14 protein-coding genes are annotated in these 19,197 nt (G+C 45.2%); 11 read left to right on the forward strand and 3 right to left on the reverse strand.

What is annotated here, in order from left to right:
• Positions 1 to 394: 394 nt before the first annotated feature.
• The gene (locus JOC27_RS01405; protein ID WP_205005208.1) at positions 395 to 1,693 is read left to right on the forward strand and encodes an L-cysteine desulfidase family protein; all 1,299 of its coding nucleotides are present in this window, start codon (positions 395 to 397) and stop codon (positions 1,691 to 1,693) included.
• Positions 1,694 to 2,376: 683 nt separating this feature from the next.
• On the forward strand, positions 2,377 to 3,474 hold the full coding sequence (locus JOC27_RS01410; protein ID WP_205005209.1) for a PTS sugar transporter subunit IIC: 1,098 nt from the start codon (positions 2,377 to 2,379) through the stop codon (positions 3,472 to 3,474).
• 247 nt (positions 3,475 to 3,721) lie between these two features.
• Here JOC27_RS01410 and JOC27_RS01415 read toward each other — a convergent pair whose 3' ends face one another.
• Positions 3,722 to 4,216 (reverse strand): hypothetical protein, encoded by a 495-nt coding sequence (locus tag JOC27_RS01415; protein WP_205005295.1) that lies wholly within the window; start codon positions 4,214 to 4,216, stop codon positions 3,722 to 3,724.
• A 259-nt stretch (positions 4,217 to 4,475) separates the two neighbouring features.
• On the opposite strand from JOC27_RS01415, the gene JOC27_RS01420 reads away from it, so the two are divergent.
• The 3 genes from JOC27_RS01420 to JOC27_RS01430 all read left to right on the forward strand — a co-directional run bounded on the left by JOC27_RS01420 (position 4,476) and on the right by JOC27_RS01430 (position 9,682).
• Positions 4,476 to 5,741 (forward strand): EAL domain-containing protein, encoded by a 1,266-nt coding sequence (locus JOC27_RS01420; protein WP_239529323.1) that lies wholly within the window; start codon positions 4,476 to 4,478, stop codon positions 5,739 to 5,741.
• A 749-nt stretch (positions 5,742 to 6,490) separates the two neighbouring features.
• A complete protein-coding gene (locus JOC27_RS01425) occupies positions 6,491 to 8,425 on the forward strand; it encodes a fructose-1,6-bisphosphatase (RefSeq protein ID WP_205005211.1) in 1,935 nt (644 codons plus the stop codon).
• Between the two features lie 387 nt (positions 8,426 to 8,812).
• Entirely contained in the window at positions 8,813 to 9,682 is an 870-nt protein-coding gene (locus tag JOC27_RS01430; RefSeq protein ID WP_205005212.1) for an EamA family transporter, read from the forward strand.
• Between the two features lie 188 nt (positions 9,683 to 9,870).
• Here JOC27_RS01430 and JOC27_RS01435 read toward each other — a convergent pair whose 3' ends face one another.
• Positions 9,871 to 10,272 (reverse strand): DoxX family protein, encoded by a 402-nt coding sequence (locus tag JOC27_RS01435; protein ID WP_205005213.1) that lies wholly within the window; start codon positions 10,270 to 10,272, stop codon positions 9,871 to 9,873.
• 85 nt (positions 10,273 to 10,357) lie between these two features.
• Positions 10,358 to 10,813 carry a MarR family winged helix-turn-helix transcriptional regulator gene (locus JOC27_RS01440; protein ID WP_205005214.1) on the reverse strand — a complete coding sequence of 152 codons (456 nt, stop codon included), beginning with the start codon at positions 10,811 to 10,813 and terminating at the stop codon, positions 10,358 to 10,360.
• Between the two features lie 273 nt (positions 10,814 to 11,086).
• Between JOC27_RS01440 and JOC27_RS01445 the strand changes: the two genes are divergently transcribed.
• The 6 genes from JOC27_RS01445 (at position 11,087) to JOC27_RS01470 (ending at position 19,189) form a co-directional block, all read left to right on the forward strand.
• A complete protein-coding gene (locus tag JOC27_RS01445; protein ID WP_205005215.1) occupies positions 11,087 to 12,271 on the forward strand; it encodes a pyridoxal phosphate-dependent aminotransferase in 1,185 nt (394 codons plus the stop codon).
• Between the two features lie 354 nt (positions 12,272 to 12,625).
• A complete protein-coding gene (locus tag JOC27_RS01450; protein ID WP_205005216.1) occupies positions 12,626 to 13,420 on the forward strand; it encodes a hypothetical protein in 795 nt (264 codons plus the stop codon).
• 478 nt (positions 13,421 to 13,898) lie between these two features.
• Positions 13,899 to 14,924, forward strand: coding sequence for an NAD(P)-dependent oxidoreductase (locus JOC27_RS01455; protein WP_205005217.1), 1,026 nt, complete (start codon positions 13,899 to 13,901; stop codon positions 14,922 to 14,924).
• Positions 14,925 to 15,432: 508 nt separating this feature from the next.
• Complete coding sequence (locus JOC27_RS01460) at positions 15,433 to 16,386, forward strand: ketopantoate reductase family protein (RefSeq protein ID WP_205005218.1); 954 nt, start codon at positions 15,433 to 15,435, stop codon at positions 16,384 to 16,386.
• Positions 16,387 to 16,681: 295 nt separating this feature from the next.
• Positions 16,682 to 17,881 carry a phosphopentomutase gene (locus JOC27_RS01465; protein ID WP_205005219.1) on the forward strand — a complete coding sequence of 400 codons (1,200 nt, stop codon included), beginning with the start codon at positions 16,682 to 16,684 and terminating at the stop codon, positions 17,879 to 17,881.
• A 6-nt stretch (positions 17,882 to 17,887) separates the two neighbouring features.
• On the forward strand, positions 17,888 to 19,189 hold the full coding sequence (locus tag JOC27_RS01470; protein WP_205005220.1) for a pyrimidine-nucleoside phosphorylase: 1,302 nt from the start codon (positions 17,888 to 17,890) through the stop codon (positions 19,187 to 19,189).
• The last annotated feature ends 8 nt before the right edge of the window (positions 19,190 to 19,197 follow it).

Here is a 19,197-nt window from a genome sequence, read left to right on the forward strand (position 1 = left end):
TCTACGGTTTCCCAACTCTAGACACGTACGCAGCGCTTGCGTTCGCATCCGAAGTTGGATACGAACGCTATCTAAAGTAATAGAAACCGTAATAATAAGCTTGATTCGCTAACCATTGATTCATGAGTGATAGTCCTCTCAATGTGGATTATGTCTCATTTAATCACCGCGACACACTTTTGTCAATGCCTGTTACAAAAAAACAGCAAAAAGTCCAGCTCTAGGCGTGTGAAAGTATACAGAAGACGGTTCTAAAAGTACAGAATGTTCTTGAAATCGACCCATTTTTCCTAAGCATGAAATGCTATAGTTTATAACATCTTCAAAGAAGCTTGTTTAATTGCTTAATTGTGCTAATGGAATTATTGACAGAAAAAGGGGGCTGCAACAAACGTTGAAACCGGATGATAAAATCTATCAGGATTATCTGAGTATTTTGCAGGAGGAATTGATTGCTGCAACAGGGTGTACCGAGCCGATTGCCATCGCTTATGCGGCGGCAAAGGCGAGGGAGGTCCTGGGCGCACGACCTGAAAGCTGCATGATAAAAGCAAGCGGCAACGTCATTAAAAATGTCAAAAGTGTCGTTGTGCCCAACACAAACGGATTAAGGGGCATTCCGGCAGCGGCGGCAGCGGGAATTGTCGCAGGCGATGCATCGCGTAAACTTGAAGTGCTAGGAATAGTCAGCGCTCAAGACAAAACGCGGATTCAAAACTATCTGGAGACGCATCCGCTGACAGTCGAGCCGGCGGTTAATAAGAGTATTTTCTATATTGAGGTAACGGTTAAAGGCTATGGAAATGAAGCAACTGTTATGATTCAACATTACCATACAAATATTGTCTGTATCACGCGGAATCAAGCGGTCATCTATCAATCCCACTCGGAAACGGATGACAAGAATGGACTGACAGCTCGTGACTGTCTCAATGTACGGGAAATTGTTGACTTTTGCGAGAGTGTTCGGCTTGAAGATATCGCGTCTGTCATTGGTCGGCAGATCGACTATAACTCGGCGATTTCCGCTGAAGGGCTGGAAAATACCTGGGGGGCGAATATTGGTAAAGTGCTTCTTGCTGCTTATGGCAACGATGTGCGAACACGTGCCCGAGCAGCGGCTGCTGCCGGATCGGATGCGCGAATGGGGGGCTGCGAGAAGCCAGTTGTTATTGTCTCTGGCAGCGGCAATCAGGGCATGGCGGCTTCACTTCCAGTAATTGAATACGGCAAGGAATTAAAAAGTTCACGTGATAAACTTTATCGAGCGGTCGCCCTTTCCGATCTTGTGACAATCCACCAAAAAACAGGGATCGGCCGACTCTCCGCGTATTGCGGCGCGGTCAGCGCAGGTTGCGGCGCCGGCGCGGGGATTGCCTACCTTCATGGCGGTGACTACGATATGATCGCCCACACGATTGTCAATTCAGTTGCGATCACGTCGGGGATCATTTGCGACGGAGCCAAACCTTCCTGCGCAGCGAAAATCTCTGCCGCCGTTGATGCCGGTATTCTCGGTTTTAATATGTACAAGAATGATCAGCAATTTATAAGTGGTGACGGTATTGTAACCAAAGGTGTTGATAATACGATCCACAACGTCGGGTTACTGGCTAAAGAAGGCATGCGGCAAACAGATCAAGAGATTATTAAAATCATGCTGAATCAGCCGCAGACGGCAAATAGTAAATAAATAGGATTCTAGATTTCAAAGACTGTCTCAAAAAACAATTTGTCTAAACATAAAATAATTTTGGGATGGTCTTTTTTCGTGTCCTTGGTTCGTTACGTGCAAAAGCGAAGAGGAAAGCCACCACGCGGCAAGCGAGCAACCGAAGCACGTTTGTTCCGAATCAGGATCAGACCCAGTTTGTCTTACGAGTAGAGAAATATCATTTCACGTGAAAAATGCAGCGAAGGTGCGAGACGCCTGCGGGAACAGCGTGCCAGCGAGACCCCGCAGGTTATAGCCTGTTCGAGGAGGCTCGCGGTGCGCCCGCGGCAAGCGAGCAGCCAGAGCACATTTGTCACAAAAGAGGACCGGGCTAATTTTTTCTCCAAACATAAGCGAGTCTATGATTTTTGCCGAAAAATGCAGCGAAGGCGCGAGACGCCTGCGGGAAGAGCGAGCCAAGTGAGACCCCGCAGGTTAATGCCCTGTCTGAGGAGGCTCCCGTCCTGCCCGCGGCAAGCGAGCAACCAAAGCGCAATTGTTCCGAATCAGGATCAGGCCCATAAGAGTCCTTTAACAAAAAATACTTTAATGGATAGACGCGTTGTATCGACAAATAGAATTAAAGCTGTTATACTACTTTTCACAAGCTTAAATGATGACGCATAGAGAGACTGCAAAACAGATGAAAGGGTGTTTAAAGCGTGGAAAAAGAAAGGATGACAGTAAAAGCGTTCGTGAACAATGTCCTCGAAGGTCATGCCATCGGAATTGTTGCCGGGTTGATCCCTTCGGCTCTGCTTGGCGAGGTAAGCAAAGCATTAATGACTAATCTGCCGGTATTTGCCATTATTAATCATCTTGTAAACATTTATATGCTAGCTGTTCCTTTACTAATCGGCGCCGCGGTCGCTTTCCGTTTCAAAATGAAGCCGATTCCGATGGTCTGTGTGGCTGCAACAGCGTGGGTTGGATCAGGAGCGGTTGGCTTCACACCAACAGGTATCATTCTTTCCGGAATGGGCGATCTGGTCAATATTCTTGTAACGATCAGCTTGACTTGCGCGATGATTCTACTAATCGGTGATCGCCTGAAGTCATTTGAACCGCTACTGATGCCAATTATTGTCTGTACCGTTGGCGGCGGCATGGGACTTGCCGCATTCCCTTATGTGCATGCGATAACACTCGGTCTCGGCCAGATGATTAACAGCTTCTCTGCACTGCAGCCAATCCCGATGGGCATTTTGATCGCTGTATGTTTCTCGGTGATCATGATCTCGCCAGTATCGACAGTTGCCATTGCGACGGCGATCGGTATGAGCGGCATCGCCTCAGGTGCTGGAAATCTAGGCTGCGTGGCTGCAGCTGTCGGCATGTTCGTCGGCGGGCTGCGTGTCAATAAGATCGGTCTGTCACTTTCCATTGTGCTTGGCACACCGAAAATTATGATTGCCACGATGATCCGTCAACCGAAAGTGTTGGCTCCGATTATGATGAATGCAGCTGTACTGGGCACGCTCGGCGCATTATTCCATATTCAGGGCACACCAATCAGTGCTGGATTCGGATTCTCCGGCATGGTCGGTCCAATCAACGCGATTCGATTCATGGCAGGCGGACCGAACCTTTCCAATTTACTGATCATTGGTCTTGTTTTCATCGCTGTTCCATTTGTTGGTGCCTTCTTCTTTGAATGGTTCTGCCGCCGTGTGCTGCATCTTTACGAACCGGAGGATTACAGCACAGAAATGGCTGATTTGAAAAAAGAAACGTCAGGCAAGCAACCACAGCTCGCTTGATGCCAGTACTAATAGGAGACTTCAAAAGACCGGGTGTGTTCCGGTCTTTTTCTGTAGGTTACCAATTTATAAGATTTCAGAAGAATTAAGTATGAAGCTTTTGCGTAAAAATGCAGTGCAGGTGCGTTGGCGTCCGCGGCAAGCGAGCGACCAGAGTGCATTTGTTACAAAAAGGATTTGTCTAAGCCAATTTTTTCTAATTCAGTCATCAATCAAGAGGATAAGTAAAGCGAGGGATGCGCGATCTTTAGTGACAAAGAAGGATCATTCGATAGGGCGAGGTTTGTGCAGGGATGCTTTTTGTTGCGACACTATAGAGGACGATCCAGTTCCGATTTGCAGGGTCTCCAGTAAAAGACTGGCCATTTGTCAGCAGCAGCTGTGTGAATGGAGAAAGATTGATCTTTAATTGGCCGTCATGGCTTACGAGCTGGCTATTAAAGAAATCTACCTTGACATGTTGTGGCGGGTTGATTTTCACCATGACGAGCGCGTGGTATTGTGGCGGATAGATGAGCGGAACTGGCGCATTGCCGTCAAAGTAGCCGGTCACCCAATCGCCGATTTGGATCAAGGCTTGGTCAACGACATACGTCGTGGGTGAAACAATAAAATTGACGGTGCCACCTTGAGCATCTGTAACAGTGATAAATTTGGTACAGCCGCTGTCCTCATGACCTGCCGTTGTCGTAAAGTCGCTGATTTCAGTCACACGGCCACTTATAGGTAGAAATTGAATCATTTTTGTCATCACGTCCTGTTTGTAAGAAACCATTTGTTACAGCCTATGCACGGCAGTCTAGGTGGTGAATTTCACAGTGGAGTGCTTTAAAATGCTCCTGTTTATCGGATAATTCGTGAACACTCTGATCGGGTCGACACTCTGTTCTCGTTCTGATTTGCAATTATTAGCGAAATATATTCAAATGAATGAATCTTCAGCCGATAATTAAAGAGAAGTATATGTATAAGGATTCGGGGAAAAGGCGGGGCAGCATGTGATGCATGATGGAATGGAGCAGAGCCTAAAACAGGCATTATCTGATGTGCGCAATATAAAAGCGTATTTTCAGCCAATACTGACGCTCGACCGGCGGGAAATCATCGGGTACGAGGTTCTTGGACGGATTAAATGCGGGGAGAGGATCCAATCACTCGGACCGTTCTTTACGAACCCGCATGTTTCTCCCGAGGAACAATTACGTGTGGACTTGCAGATACGTCAGGATGCTCTAGCGAAACTTGCCTCGAGTGGTCATGCAGCTAAATTATTCATCAATATTAAACCTTCATGGATGTATTATTCGGGTCAGAGTAAGGAGGACTTGCTTACTCTAAAGATTTTGGATCAATACGGTATTAAGCCGGAACAGGTCGTTATCGAGATTACCGAAGATAGCTTTACCGGGTCAATCAAATTGCTGGATCGGCTTGTTGAGAAATATCGCCAGAAGGGTTGCCTGATCGCTATTGATGATATTGGCACAGGATTCAGCAATATGGATAGAATTGTTGCGATGAAACCGGATATTATCAAAGCGGATATACATATGATGAAAAAAAGCGCGACGAATTATAATTATTACGGCGCGCTTCTCTCATTCTCAATTCTTGCCGAGCAAATCGGCGCTTCATTCCTTATTGAGGGTGTAGAAACCGAAGAGGATTTGCGCCGTGCGATTGCTATTGGTGCCCGATACGTACAGGGATATCTTTTTTCTCCAGCGGTTGCAGATTTTCAAGAGGACAATTCATTTGTAGCGTTAATGGATCAAAGTATGGCGGCCTACAGGGCTAATCTGTGGCAGGATGAGCAATCTTGGGAACTTTTTTGTGCTCAAATCATGTCTGACTTGAAGCTTGCCGAACGCCCCTGTTTCCGTAGAGATGTGAGAACAACGGCTCAGGAAGGATCTAAATCAGCAGACAACTATATTGCCAAACTCTTGCCGCTTTTGAAATGGCCGTGTGTCTGTGTCTATATATGCAATACAGACGGGTTACAGATTTCTTCCAACCACGAGCTGCTCGCGGATCACACGTGGGAGAAGCAAAAAGAATTCTACGGAATAAATTGGAGCTGGCGTCCCAATTTTATTTCGAGTATGCTAGCCTGCAAAGGGAGGCGCAAGGGCTATTTATCACGGAGTTACATTGATTTAATCTCACAAAGAAATACGCGGACATTCTCCACGATGCTTGCGAATGGAACGATTTTTATGATCGATATCAATGTGGATACGAACACGGAGGTATTTCGTGTCTAGTTCTTGCTATCCAGTCGATACGGGCTGCCCGCTGATACATAAGGATAGGGTGAATAGCTATAGCACTGATCATCACCTATAAAAATAAAATTTTTGACCAATAATTAGTCGACATTGCAAATGTCGGCTAATTTTGATCTTTCTGCGGAAAGTAAGTTTCCAAGTATTTTGTTAGAAAAAAGACAGTTTAGTCGTCAGTAGAGCCTGAATTATCGTCAATGAGTCATTAGTATATATTTAATTGTATAAATAAGCTATACTAATAAGTAACAAGACGCGCAAAAAAGCGTATGACATTGCACGGAAAAATGCAGCAAAGGTGCGAGATGCCTTGCGGGAAGAGCAGGACAAGTGAGCCCCCGCAGGTAACAGGCCTGTTTGAGGAGGCTCACGTCCTGCCCGCGGCAAGCGAGCAGCCAAAGCGCAATTGATATAAAAAAGAGCTTGGTGAAGCCGTGTATTTTTCAAGAGAAAAAAAGTATATGACTTTTGATGAAAAATGGAGCGAAGGCGCGAGACGCCTGCGGGAAGAGCAGGACAAGTGAGACCCCGCAGGTAACAGGCCTGTTTGAGGAGGCTCACGTCCTGCCCGCGGCAAGCGAGCAGCCGGAGCGCAATTGATATAAATAAGAACTTGGCTAAACGAAGCGATACTTAAAGGATTTTCAGATCGTTTACAAAGTAAAGAGACTACCATATAGAAAATTTAAAAGATCTTATAAAGAGAATTATTCGGGGGGATGAGATGAATGGACAATAAGTATCTGGATTTGCTAGCCAAGAAATATGATTGCGAGGAAAAGGTCGCAACGGAAATCATCAATCTCGAATCGATCTTAAACCTTCCCAAAGGCACGGAACATTTTGTCAGCGATCTGCACGGCGAATATCAAGCCTTTCAACATGTGCTGCGAAATGGATCGGGCAATGTCAAAAATAAAATAAAGGATTGCTTCATGGATCGCTTGTCCGGGCATGAAATGGACGAATTTGCCACCCTCGTCTATTATCCCGAGGATAAACTGCAACTTGTCGAACGTATGGCGGAAAATGAGGTAAGACTTCATGAATGGTATGCAGAAACAATCAGTAGGCTAATCGAACTGGTTGCTTTTTCTTCGACAAAATACACACGTTCCAAAGTGCGTAAAGCATTGCCGAAACAGTTCGTCTATATTGTTGAAGAACTGCTTTATAAGACCGATGAATTTCAAAACAAGAGGCAGTACTATACCAAAATCGTTCAGCGCATTATTTCGCTTGGTCAGGCGGATAAGTTAATTACCGGACTCGCCTACACGATTCAGCGCCTGGTCGTTGATCACCTGCACGTGGTCGGCGACATTTATGATCGTGGACCGGCTCCGGATAAAATCATGGATACATTGATGACTTATCACTCAGTCGACATTCAATGGGGTAATCACGATGTGCTGTGGCTCGGGGCTTACGCGGGCTCAAAGGCATGTCTGGCCAATATTATTCGTATTTGCGCGCGGTACGACAATCTGGATATCATTGAAGATGTGTATGGCATTAATCTCCGACCGTTGTTGAATCTAGCTGAACGCTATTATGATGATAACCGCGCGTTTCGTCCGAAATTGAATGACAGTGGGAAACGGATCTCAGAAGAAGAAATTGTTCAAATTACAAAGATGCATCAAGCGATTGCTATGATTCAATTCAAATTGGAAATGCCAATTATCCATCGTCGCCCAGATTTCCATATGGAAGACCGGCTCGTGTTGGAACGGATTGATTACGCGCATCGGACAATAGAAATTCACGGAAGGACCTATCAGCTTCGAAATACGTGTTTTGCAACTGTCGATCCTGAAAACCCAGGGAAACTGCTTGATGAGGAGCAGGAAGTCATTAATAAACTGCTGTTTTCTGTTCAACATTCAGAGAAGTTGAGCCGGCACATGAACTTTCTGATGCGAAAAGGGCGGCTCTATCTGAAGTATAATGGCAATTTACTAATCCACGGCTGCATTCCGCTTAACGCGGACGGCAGCATGAAAAGAATGGAAATTGAAGGGCAGGTGTATGCGGGTCGCGGACTGCTTGACACATTCGAAAGCTTTATGCGCGAAGGATTCAATCATTTGGATGTCACCGATGATCTAGCAACGGATATGATTTGGTATTTATGGACAGGTGAGAATTCGTCGCTTTTCGGAAAAAAAGAAATGACAACATTTGAACGCTATTTCATCGCCGAGAAAGAAACGCATATCGAGGAGAAGAATCCTTATTACACACTGCGGGAAGATGAGGAAATCTGTCGCAAACTCTTAAGAGAGTTCCACCTGAACCCTGACCAGGGGCATATTATTAACGGGCATACACCGGTCGAAGAAAAAAACGGCGAAAACCCGATTAAAGCAAACAGTAAGATGATTGTGATCGATGGCGGTTTTTCAAAAGCCTATCAACCGAAAACAGGTATCGCCGGTTACACGCTCCTTTATAATTCATATGGCATGCAGTTAGTGGCGCATAAACGCTTTACCTCAAAGGAAGATGTCATTCAGAGCGGAACCGATGTCTTGTCCGTCAAGCGCGTGGTTGATCGCGAGGTGCAGCGGAAAAAAGTGCTGGAGACCAATATCGGAAAGGAATTGATCCAGCAAATTTCCGTGCTGAATCATTTATTGAAATACAGGTATCGGCACTAAAGTCCAAAAATTTTTTTATTATTTAGCTATGTTTAAGTTTAATGTTGTTTTCTGACGAAAAGGCAATGTGTGAGACGCCTGCGGGAACAGCGTGCCAGACGGGCCTCGCAGATATTAGCTTGTCTGAGGAGGCTCGCAGGTAGCGCCCGCGGCAAGCGAACACATGGTAATAAGCGATTAAAAAAACAACAGCAGATTTTAACAAAGCCTATTATTTTATAATTAGACTATGTTTCCCTTATGATTAGAAAGAAGGGAAACAAATGTTGCATGCTCCACGCTTTGAAAACGATGTACCAATGGCGCTTCTCCATCCTTAATGGAGGAAGCAGCAGCCTCTCTCCGTTAAGGCAGTATGATCTGATTAACTAACGGAGGGCATGAGACGTGAAAAACACAGGGTTGGGTTCACTATATTTAGCTCTAGCCGCCAGTATTTGGGGCGGCATGTACGTTGTTGTTAAAGTTGTTGTAGCGGTGATACCGCCAATTGAGCTCGTATGGATGAGATATTGTGTCGCGTTTATTACATTACTTATCATCAGCATATTCACGAGACAATCATGGAGAATGCGAAAACGCGATTTCTTACGCGTTGCTTTAATTGGGATCATTGGCAACACGATTTCTATTGTTACTCAAGAATTTGGCACCATGTTTTCTTCGGCACAAATGGGGGCCATTATCACTTCATCAACACCGGCATTTATGGTTGTTTTTTCCTGGATGTTGCTTAAAGAGCGCCTGAGCTTAAAAAAAGTGTTTTCTGTCTGCTTAGCCACAACGGGCGTACTGCTTATTGTTGGAAACGGACATGTAAACTTGTCGAGTCAGAAAGGCGGTGTTTTTCTTCTGATTGCGGCTTTAACGTGGGCGCTGATGTCTGTTCTCATAAAGCGTGTCCCCAAAAATTATTCATCAATTGAAGTGACGAACTACTCTATTTTAGTAGCCATTATAATACTCACTCCTTTTGTCTTGGGCCAGTTACATGAAATCGATTCTGCTCAATTGACGCGACCGACGATTTGGGGTGGTGTTTTATATTTAGGAGTGGTTTCAACTGCTTGTGGCTTTTTACTTTGGAATCGTGGTTTGCAGCTGTTGAACGCTTCAACCGGCGGGTTGTTTTTCTTTTTTCAACCTTTAATGGGAACATTCTTGGGATGGCTTCTCTTGGGAGAAAGCATAGGAGGAACATTCTGGATAGGGACAACTTTAGTTCTCGTTGGTGTTCTGCTCGTGATCAGAGAATAGTTAAGGGCAAAAAATTTTTAAGGTCATTAACTAATGACAACAAGTTGACTTTTGTTGGCTGTAAATGGATAACTCGGTAAAGATAGGGTATTGATACAAATTTTTCTTATCTGTCAAAGGAATAAAAAGAGGCTGCCTTTTCAGGCAGCCTCTTTGATTAGGAAGGATAGCAATTCAATTTGGTTCTATTAACCAAATAACAGGTGATCAAGCCCATAAACACCCGAACCGGTCACAGCAACACCAATGGCCACAGCCATGATAAGAATGTTGTATTCATAGCCGTTTTGAGTCGCCCAATAACCATTTTTTCCATGGACAGTGGCAATAGCGACAACCATTGTTCCTGCAATAATGAGTCCAGCTAGAGGGGTAAGGAGCCCAACGGTAAATAATGCGCCGCCAATCAATTCAGACAGTCCAGCGAGAGATGCCATGAGAAAACCTGGCTTGATTCCGATTGATTCAAAAAAACCCGCAGTGTTTTTTAATCCAGGACCGCCGAACCAACCAAACAACTTTTGGGCACCATGACCGACAAAGGATAATCCTAATACCAAACGAATGATTAATAGACCTAAAGCCATCAATTAAATCTCTCCAATGCTAAAAATATTAATAAGTACAATACGAATTCGAGATAATAGGTAAAAAATAAAAACAATTAAGAAATGATTATTTAAAATTCTCTGCGTAGCGGTCTAATTTCTTTAACGTTGTGATGAATTCTTTTTTTTCATCAAAGTTAAGTCCATCTAGAACCTTGTGAACGGCCGCTGTATAGTTCGGGAAGATAGCGTCCATTAACTGTCTGCCCTTTGGCGTTAATGATGCCCATACAATGCGTCGATCATTGGGACATGGGATGCGCTCAAGCAGCACCTTTTTTTCCAATTTATCAATAACATAGGTTGTGCTACTGCTAGCAATCGATATTTTATCCCCGATTTTTTGGATTGGCTGATTCCCCATTGAATAGAGCAGACGCACAACAGAAAACTCTGTCGCATTGAGACCGTAGCTCCTAATCGCCGTTTCCAATGATTTCTGGATCGTGCGTAACGTCTTATTCAAGGAATAGAACAACATTAAAGACACGTTCATTTCACTTTCGGGAGGATTTAACGTCATTTTTGTTATCTTCCTCTATCGATTATCTCGAATTCGTACTAATTTTAAAATTTATTTCTTGCGATGTCAAATAATGTGTAATTTTATTTACTAATACCTTATGATCTTCTTGCCTTAATTAAACAGGATTCGTGGAGCGGACGCAGAAATTATTGAGTTTGCGGTGCTTGTTTTATCTGGCGCGTTTTGCAGGTATAATGAAATCAACGTAGCATAATTGAAATGACGGACGTAAGCGCATTTCTTGATTGAATTTGAAAAGGAGTGTCATGAATGATTGCAGAAGAATTTAAACAGATGCTCGGTCAAAAATCTGTAATTCGTCAGCTCGCCGAATATGGCAGCGAACGAGCGAAAGAAATTGGTTATGAAAACGTTTTTGATTACAGCCTCGGTAATCCATCCGTGCCGGTTCCACAGGCATTTACGGATCATCTGGTTGCTTTAGCAACGAGCAAAGACCCTGGGGCCGTCCACGGCTATAGCCCCAGCCTTGGTATTACTTCTGTACGCGAAAAGGTTGCTGCTTCGTTAAAAAAAAGGTTTGCCCTCGACTATACAAAAGAGGATATTTTCATGACCTCTGGCGCGGCTGGCGCTTTGGCGCACGCACTGCGCGCCGTGACACAAGAAGGCGACGAAGTAATCACATTCGCTCCGTTCTTCCCTGAATATACGCCGTATGTAACCGGAGCGGGCGCTGTTCTGAAAGTGGTTCCGGCTGATACGGAAACGTTCCAAATTAACTTCGAAGCATTTGAACAGATGTTCTCGCCAAAGGTGATGGCTGTATTGATTAATACGCCGAATAATCCTTCGGGCATTGTTTATTCATCGCAAACGATTCAAAGGTTAGCAGCTTTTCTGGAACAAAAACAGAAAGAATATGGTCATGAAATCTATATTATTTCCGATGAACCGTATCGAGAAATTGTGTTCGAAGGGGTCGACGCACCCTGCGTCGCGAGCCACTATCCGAACACGCTGACCTGTTATTCCTTTAGTAAGTCACTTTCACTGCCTGGCGAGCGCATCGGTTATGTCGCTGTCAATCCGCAATGCAAGGATGCGGCGCTGATTGTTGATATGTGTGGGCAAATTTCCCGGGGGATCGGACATAACTGTCCGCCATCCATTATTCAGTTGGCGGTTGCGGAAGTTCTTGATCAAACATCGGATTTGTCTGTTTATGAAACCAATATGAATATTCTCTACGACGAAATGACACGGCTTGGTTTTTCAATCGTCAAGCCTGGCGGCACATTCTATATGTTCCCAAAAGCGTTGGCGGAAGATGCAACGGCTTTTTGCAAACACGCGCTGAAGTATGACTTGATTCTTGTTCCCGCTGAAAGTTTCGGTTGTCCGGGTTATTTCCGGATGGCTTATTGCATCCCAACGGAGAAAGTTGAACGATCATTGGAAGCGTTCCGGAAGCTAGCCGCAGATTATAAATAATAGCGATGATTGGAAGCGTGGCCAGCAACGATGGCTCGAGAAGCAATTAAGAAAAAGTACTGAACAGGCAGGAATGCATGCTGTTTCAGTGCTTTTTTCATAAGCAATACTTAAATTTAATGCTGTTTTTCTGATCAAAAGGATCTGCATGCCATTTCACAAACTTTGTTAAAAAGAAGCCTGAAAAAACCGATAAATAAAATAAGAGTAGGCGTTTCGAACCTGCTCCATTGACCTGTTTGTCTATCCGCTTTTTGAAAATGAGACAAAATAATCAGTAGCACATTCGAAAATATGAGAGTAGAAGGCGGCGAAATATGAATAAATGCCGCATTTTTCGGATCGGAGGATACGATGAAAAAATTATTGATACTACTTCTTGCGGCACTGGTGCTCGCACTTGCAGCGTGTGACAATGATATAAGCAACACTTATGATCAGGTCATGAAAGAAGGGCGCACGGCCATTCATCAGGGCAACTATGCTAAAGCGGCGGTTTTTTTTGAACAGGCTCAAAAGATTAAGAAGGGCGATTCAACCGCACATGCTTTGTATATTCAGACGCGTTATCTGGTGTTGGGCAAAAAAGAAATGAAACGTGATCGTTTCGCAAACGCAATTCGAGATCTGAACCATGTGCTCATGCAAAAGGGCGGATCAGGTATGTTGATTAAAGAGGCAAGGAAAATAAAACAGCAAGCAGAGGCGGAGCAGACGGGGCAGGCAGCTGGATTTTCTGAGGAAGGCTCGCAGCAGTCAGTCGCTTCGTCTTCAGGAACAGCTGCTTCGTCTGCCGTTTCACAAACGACATCTGTAACGACGATTCAGGCGGGAACGTCGACGCAAAGCGGATCAAGCGAGCGTGCATCGGATTCAAGCACGCAGACCGCTTCGTCTCAGGTCAGCAGCATTCAGGAAAAGGCAGAGATCGCCGTTGCTCAGGTAGCTGGCTATACACCTAACAAAGTTTATTTTCTGACGAAGGATAACGGCACATACTATTCAATTGAGCTGCGAGAAAATAACAGTGGCAATAGTGCGGCTGATCCGGAAACAGCACCGTCGATTGGGTTTTTCCGCTATTACAAGGCAACGGGAAAAATCATGCAACTCGATCTGATTTCAAACAAGTATCAGGAAGTCAAATAAATTGCGTAGTATCTAAACACGAAAATAAATTTCAAACATACGGTATAAAAAACCCTTTCTCTGCTGAAAGGGTTTTACTATTGGTTGCTTTTTTCAATGATGTTTTTTTTGGCAAATGAACGGGTATATATGGATCGTAGAGCATATCATGAAATAAATGTTGATAGAAGTGGTAAAAAGGAGTGTTCTCATGATTGGCAGGCATTGTCACAAAAAGCTCACTTTTTCAGCTTGGCGCCGGATTGTTGTTAATAATTTTCCGTGCTATAATCTTATTGTGAAAAAAGATTTCGGAATATTTTTTCCTCAATGGGAAAAGATACGACTGAAAGAGAGACGTTTTTTATTTGGAGGCAAGGATTTGGTGAAGTTGCTGATTACATTGTGAAAGCAATCACGTAATCTTTCATTCAATGAAACTGGCAGATCACTCGTTTAGTCAATGGCTAACTAAAAAATTTTAGGAGGATGTTTCAACATGGCTTTTAAAATTATTGCTTATGGTGTCGAACCTTATGAAGAACACTTGTACACGGATCTAAACAAATACGGCTATCAGGTAACTTTGGTTAATGATTTGCTGACTGCGGATAATGGTGATTTGGCTGAAGGACATGACGGTGTTCTGCTTTTCGTGAACTGCCTCGCTGACCGCGCAAACTTGAAAAAATTCAATGACTATGGCATCAAATATGTGTTTACACGTACGGCTGGTTTTAACCACATCGACCTTCAAGCAGCGGCTGACTTCGGCATGAAAGTTGCCCGCGTCCCTGCTTATTCTCCGAACGCAATTGCCGAACTCGCAGTAAACCTTGGTACGGCATTGTCCCGTAGTATGGTTTATACAACGGGCCGCACGGCAAAATTGAATTTTGCAGTAACAGAAACAATGTTCAGCCATGAAATTCGCAAGAGCACAGTAGGTATCGTTGGTACCGGTCATATCGGCTGTGTCGAAGCTGAACTGTATAAAGGCCTTGGCGCGAAACTGCTCGGCTACGATATCTTCCAGAGCGATTTTGCTAAGAAACTGGTTGAATTCAAAGAACTTGATGAACTGCTTGCTGAATCGGATATCGTCAGCCTGCATCTTCCTTACTTCCCAGGCAAGAACGAAAACTTTGTTGGCGAAGAATTCATCAGCAAAATGAAAGACGGCGCAATCCTCGTCAACACGGCTCGTGGTGAAATCGTTGACGAAGCTGCCGTAGTTAAAGCAATTAAGAGCGGCAAGTTGGCAGGTTTCGGCGCTGACGTATTGACGGATGAAGCACGTTTCTTCGGCAAAGACTTCTCAAATGGCGAAGCCTTCCCTGACGCAACAATCAAGGAATTGATTGAACTGTATCCGCAAGTGCTGATTACGCCTCACGTTGCCGCGATGACGGACGAAGCCGTATCCAACATGATTTCGACAAGCTATGACAATTTCAACGCAGTTCTGACAGGCGGCGACCTTGGTCGCGCAGAAGTTCAGCTACCTGAACCGGCTGCAAAATAATCTGAAACATTACTCTTTATCAGATACAAAGGGCGGTATGACCAATTACTTGGTTATACCGCCCTTTTTGGAGAGATAAGAAAGTATAAGGATTTTTGCACAAAAATGCAGCGGAAGTGCTCTGGCGCCTTGCGGGAAAAGCGAGCAACCGAAGCGAATTTGTCATAAATAGAGATGGAAGATTCCAAGCTTACTAATTTATCAATCCATACGCATATATTGACAGAAAAGATTGAATAAGCTAAAATAAACGCACTTATCAATAAATTAATATCTACTGAGAAGAGGACGTCTCGTGAAAACGAAAAGAATGAGCGGCGAATTGTTGGTCATTTTGATTCAATAGGGCTCGGTGGCATTAGGTGTTATGCTGCCTGAGTCCTGTTCGTTTCCGTGGGACTTCAGGTAAAGCCCCATTCAGAAATTTTTCTGAATGGGGCTTTCATTTCGCTGAAGCAGACAATCTTGATAAGGAGTATCCATTAGAGAAAAAGGAGACGAAAACAGAATGAAAATTGTATGCATTGGTGCTGGGGCAATGGGATTGAGGTATGGCGTTCTTCTTCAAGAGGCAGGTAATGATGTTCAGTTTGTCGACACGTGGGAACCCAATGTCGCAGCGATTCGAAAACAAAACGGCGTTTATGTGACCCGTGATGGCAAGAATGAGCATTTAGTCGAAATCAATGTCTGTTTCCCAGAGGAGTATCATGACGAACCAGAACTGGCAATTTTTTTCATCAAAGACATGCATACAAGAGAAGTGATGGATCGCTGCAAGCATTTTATCGGCAAGAAAACACATGTGCTGACAAACCAGAATGGTTGGGGCGGCGCGGAAATGATTGCCGAATATGTGGACAGGGAAATGATTATTGCCGGTACGGCAATGATTGCAACGGTTATGCGGGGACCAGGTAAGGTGGACTTTATCGGTAAACGCGGTGAAGGGCACGTTCATATTGTACGCGTTGCGGGTGAACCGGATGAATTTATTCAGCGTGTTGCCGCTGAGATGGACAAAGCAAAGATGAACCCGACAGTCTGCAATGATTATCGCGGGACTGTTTGGACTAAGCTTGTCTTCAACGCAGTTGTTAATACACTCTGCACATTAATAAATGTCAAAATGGGCCAGTTTGCCGAATATGAAGGTGCCGAAAATCTGACGCGCCGCCTAATGACTGAATCCTGCGCAGCGACCGCTGCGGAAGGAATTAAACTGGAACTCGACTGTGAAAGCCTGGTCAATCAGGTGATGTATGTATCCAAAGTGGGTAATCCGCTTCACTATCCATCGATGCACCAGGATATGAGTACCAATCGGCCGACTGAGGTGGATTACATGAATGGCGCGATTGTCCGTCTTGCAGAAAAGCACGGCCTTCAAGCGCCTAATCATGCATTGCTCGTTGACCTCGTTCACCTGAAAGAGGCTTCACGAAAATACACAGTGGAATGATAGGCACAAGTCAGATGACATCGTGGCTTATTCCTAAAGAAAAATCAATCAAGGATTTGGAGGCTCACGGATCGCCCGCGGCAAGCGAGCAACCGGAGCACAATTGTTGAGAAAGCCAAGTTTTTCTAATGATGCAGAAGCTCTGTACAAGCTCTTTACTAGAGCATACAGAGCTTTTTTGCGGGGATATTTTTTATGCGGTAAAATAATGGAAGATTCAAGGGAACTATTTTTGGATGAGGAACGGGCGGCTTGATAGAAGTTGGCGGACGTCCACTTTTAAAGGAGAATGAAAATGACAAATCAGTTTGAACGCGTCCACGTTATTGTCATGGATTCGGTTGGAATCGGCGAGGCGTCGGATGCCGCGCAGTATAACGATCAAGGCTGCGATACATTGGGACATACAGCGGAAGCAATGGGCGGTCTGCAAGTACCGGTGCTTGAGCGGATGGGACTGTCCAATATCCGCCCGGAAAAGCCGATTCAAGGGGTGGCGCTGCAAGAGAAACCATCTGCTTTTTTTACCAAGATGCATGAAATATCCGCTGGAAAGGACAGTATGGACGGTCACTGGGAAATGATGGGTCTTCCTGTGATGACGCCGCTGCATACATTCCCGAACGGCTTTCCAGACGAATTAATAGAGAAAATTGAAACGTTTAGCGGACGTAAAGTGCTTTGGAATAAGCCGGCAAGTGGCACCGAAATTTTAAAAAAATTTGGCGAGCGTCAAATGAAAACTGGTGAACTGATTGTCTATACTTCGGGGGATTCGGTGCTGCAGATTGCGGCGCATGAAAATGTTATCCCGTTGGAAGAACTTTATGCAATTTGCGACTATTGCCGAAAGCTGACCATTAATGAACCCTACCATTTAGGCCGGATCATTGCCCGTCCGTATATCGGTGATGACGCCGCACATTTTGAGCGAACCGCGAACCGGCGCGATTTGACATTGGAGCCGACCGGCCCGACTGTGATGGATCGGCTTAAAGACGCGGGTCTGGATATATTGGCCATTGGTAAAATTAATGATATTTTCAGCGGTCATGGCATCACCGAGGGTTGGCATACGGTGAGCAATGAAGACGGGATGAATCGCTGGACCGAAATTCTCGATCGACCGTTTCACGGCTTGTCTTTTACCAATCTTGTCGATTTTGACGCAAAATACGGGCACCGACGCGAACCGGTCTTGTTCGGCAAAGCGATTGAGGCCTTTGATCGTCAGCTTGGCGCGGCGCTCACGAAATTAACGGATCAAGATCTGCTGATCGTTACAGCCGATCACGGCAATGATCCTGGTTTTCGGGGAACCGATCACACGCGGGAATACGTTCCGCTCCTAATTTTTTCGCCCCGCTTTACAGCAGGCTCCGCGCTTCCCGTACGCGGAACCTTTGCGGATATCGGTGCAACGGTTTCCGAGAATTTCGGCGTCCGGCTGCCGGAAATCGGGACAAGCTTCTTAGCTGAATTATTTAAGAGGTGATTCTCTATGCGCATGGTTGATATTATTACAAAGAAGCGTGACGGCGGGACATTGACCGAAGAAGAGATTCGCTTTTTTGTTGCGAACTACGTATCCGGGAACATTCCGGATTATCAAGCCAGTGCCTGGGCCATGGCCGTTTACTTTCAAGGAATGAATGACAGCGAAACAGCAGCTTTGACACGAGCGATGATCGATTCGGGAGAATGTGTGGATTTATCGTCTATCAATGGGATCAAAGTGGATAAACATTCCACAGGCGGTGTTGGCGATACAACAACACTGGTACTCGCGCCGCTTGTCGCATCACTCGGCGTGCCTGTAGCCAAAATGTCTGGACGTGGGCTCGGGTTCACAGGTGGTACACTGGATAAACTTGAATCGATTCCGGGTTTCCATGTCGAATTGCCCATCGGCACATTCATGAATCTCGTCAAACGGAGCGGCATTGCAGTGATAGGACAGACTGGTGATTTAGTTCCGGCAGATAAAAAACTTTATGCACTGCGTGATGTCAGCGGGTCAGTCGAATCGATTCCCCTGATTGCCAGTTCGATCATGAGTAAAAAGATTGCCGCCGGAGCAGATGCGATTGTCCTCGAGGTGACAACGGGAACAGGCGCTTTTATGAAGGACGAAGCCAGTGCTGTCCGTCTTGCGGAGACGATGGTTCGTATCGGCACTCAAGTTGGCCGCCGGACGATGGCAGTCATAACAGATATGTCGCAACCACTTGGATTCGCTATCGGCAATGCCTTGGAAATTAAAGAAGCGATTGACACGTTACGAGATGCAGGACCAAGTGATTTGAAGGAATTAGTCCTAACCCTGGGTAGTTTGATGGTTTGCGCGGCTGGCAAGGCAGATGATCCAGCGTCAGCTCGTCATTTGCTGCTTGAATCGATCGAGTCGGGACGTGCTTTCAGCAAATTCCGATCATTTATTGCCGATCAGGGCGGCGATGTCTCCTTTGTTGATCATCCAGAAAAGCTGCCGCAAGCGGCACATCAAATTGATTTTTTGGCTCCCAAAAGCGGGTTTATCACTGGACTTGCAGCCGATCAGATCGGTCTTGCGGCAATGCTGCTCGGTGCTGGTCGAGCGATGAAAACATCGACCATTGATTATGCGGCAGGCATTGTCCTTCACAAAAAAATCGGTGATACTGTAAAACAAGGGGAGCCGATTCTGACGCTGCATACGAATCAGAACAACGGCGAAGCAGTCAGAGAAAAATTGCATGCTGCTGTTAAAATCGGTGAACAGGCAGCAGCGCATCGACTAATCCACCGAATCATTGAAGAATAGGGGACGAG

It is taken from the genome of Sporolactobacillus spathodeae (genome assembly GCF_016908935.1).
Taxonomy (GTDB): domain Bacteria; phylum Bacillota; class Bacilli; order Bacillales; family Sporolactobacillaceae; genus Sporolactobacillus; species Sporolactobacillus spathodeae.

Coding starts and splice junctions, on each gene's coding strand:
- JOC27_RS01415 (WP_205005295.1), bottom strand. CDS start 4,216: ATGATTCAATTTCTACCTATAAGTGGCCGTGTGACTGAAATCAGCGAC.
- JOC27_RS01420 (WP_239529323.1), top strand. CDS start 4,476: ATGCATGATGGAATGGAGCAGAGCCTAAAACAGGCATTATCTGATGTG.
- JOC27_RS01425 (WP_205005211.1), top strand. CDS start 6,491: ATGGACAATAAGTATCTGGATTTGCTAGCCAAGAAATATGATTGCGAG.
- JOC27_RS01440 (WP_205005214.1), bottom strand. CDS start 10,813: ATGACGTTAAATCCTCCCGAAAGTGAAATGAACGTGTCTTTAATGTTG.
- JOC27_RS01445 (WP_205005215.1), top strand. CDS start 11,087: ATGATTGCAGAAGAATTTAAACAGATGCTCGGTCAAAAATCTGTAATT.
- JOC27_RS01450 (WP_205005216.1), top strand. CDS start 12,626: ATGAAAAAATTATTGATACTACTTCTTGCGGCACTGGTGCTCGCACTT.
- JOC27_RS01455 (WP_205005217.1), top strand. CDS start 13,899: ATGGCTTTTAAAATTATTGCTTATGGTGTCGAACCTTATGAAGAACAC.
- JOC27_RS01460 (WP_205005218.1), top strand. CDS start 15,433: ATGAAAATTGTATGCATTGGTGCTGGGGCAATGGGATTGAGGTATGGC.
- JOC27_RS01465 (WP_205005219.1), top strand. CDS start 16,682: ATGACAAATCAGTTTGAACGCGTCCACGTTATTGTCATGGATTCGGTT.
- JOC27_RS01470 (WP_205005220.1), top strand. CDS start 17,888: ATGCGCATGGTTGATATTATTACAAAGAAGCGTGACGGCGGGACATTG.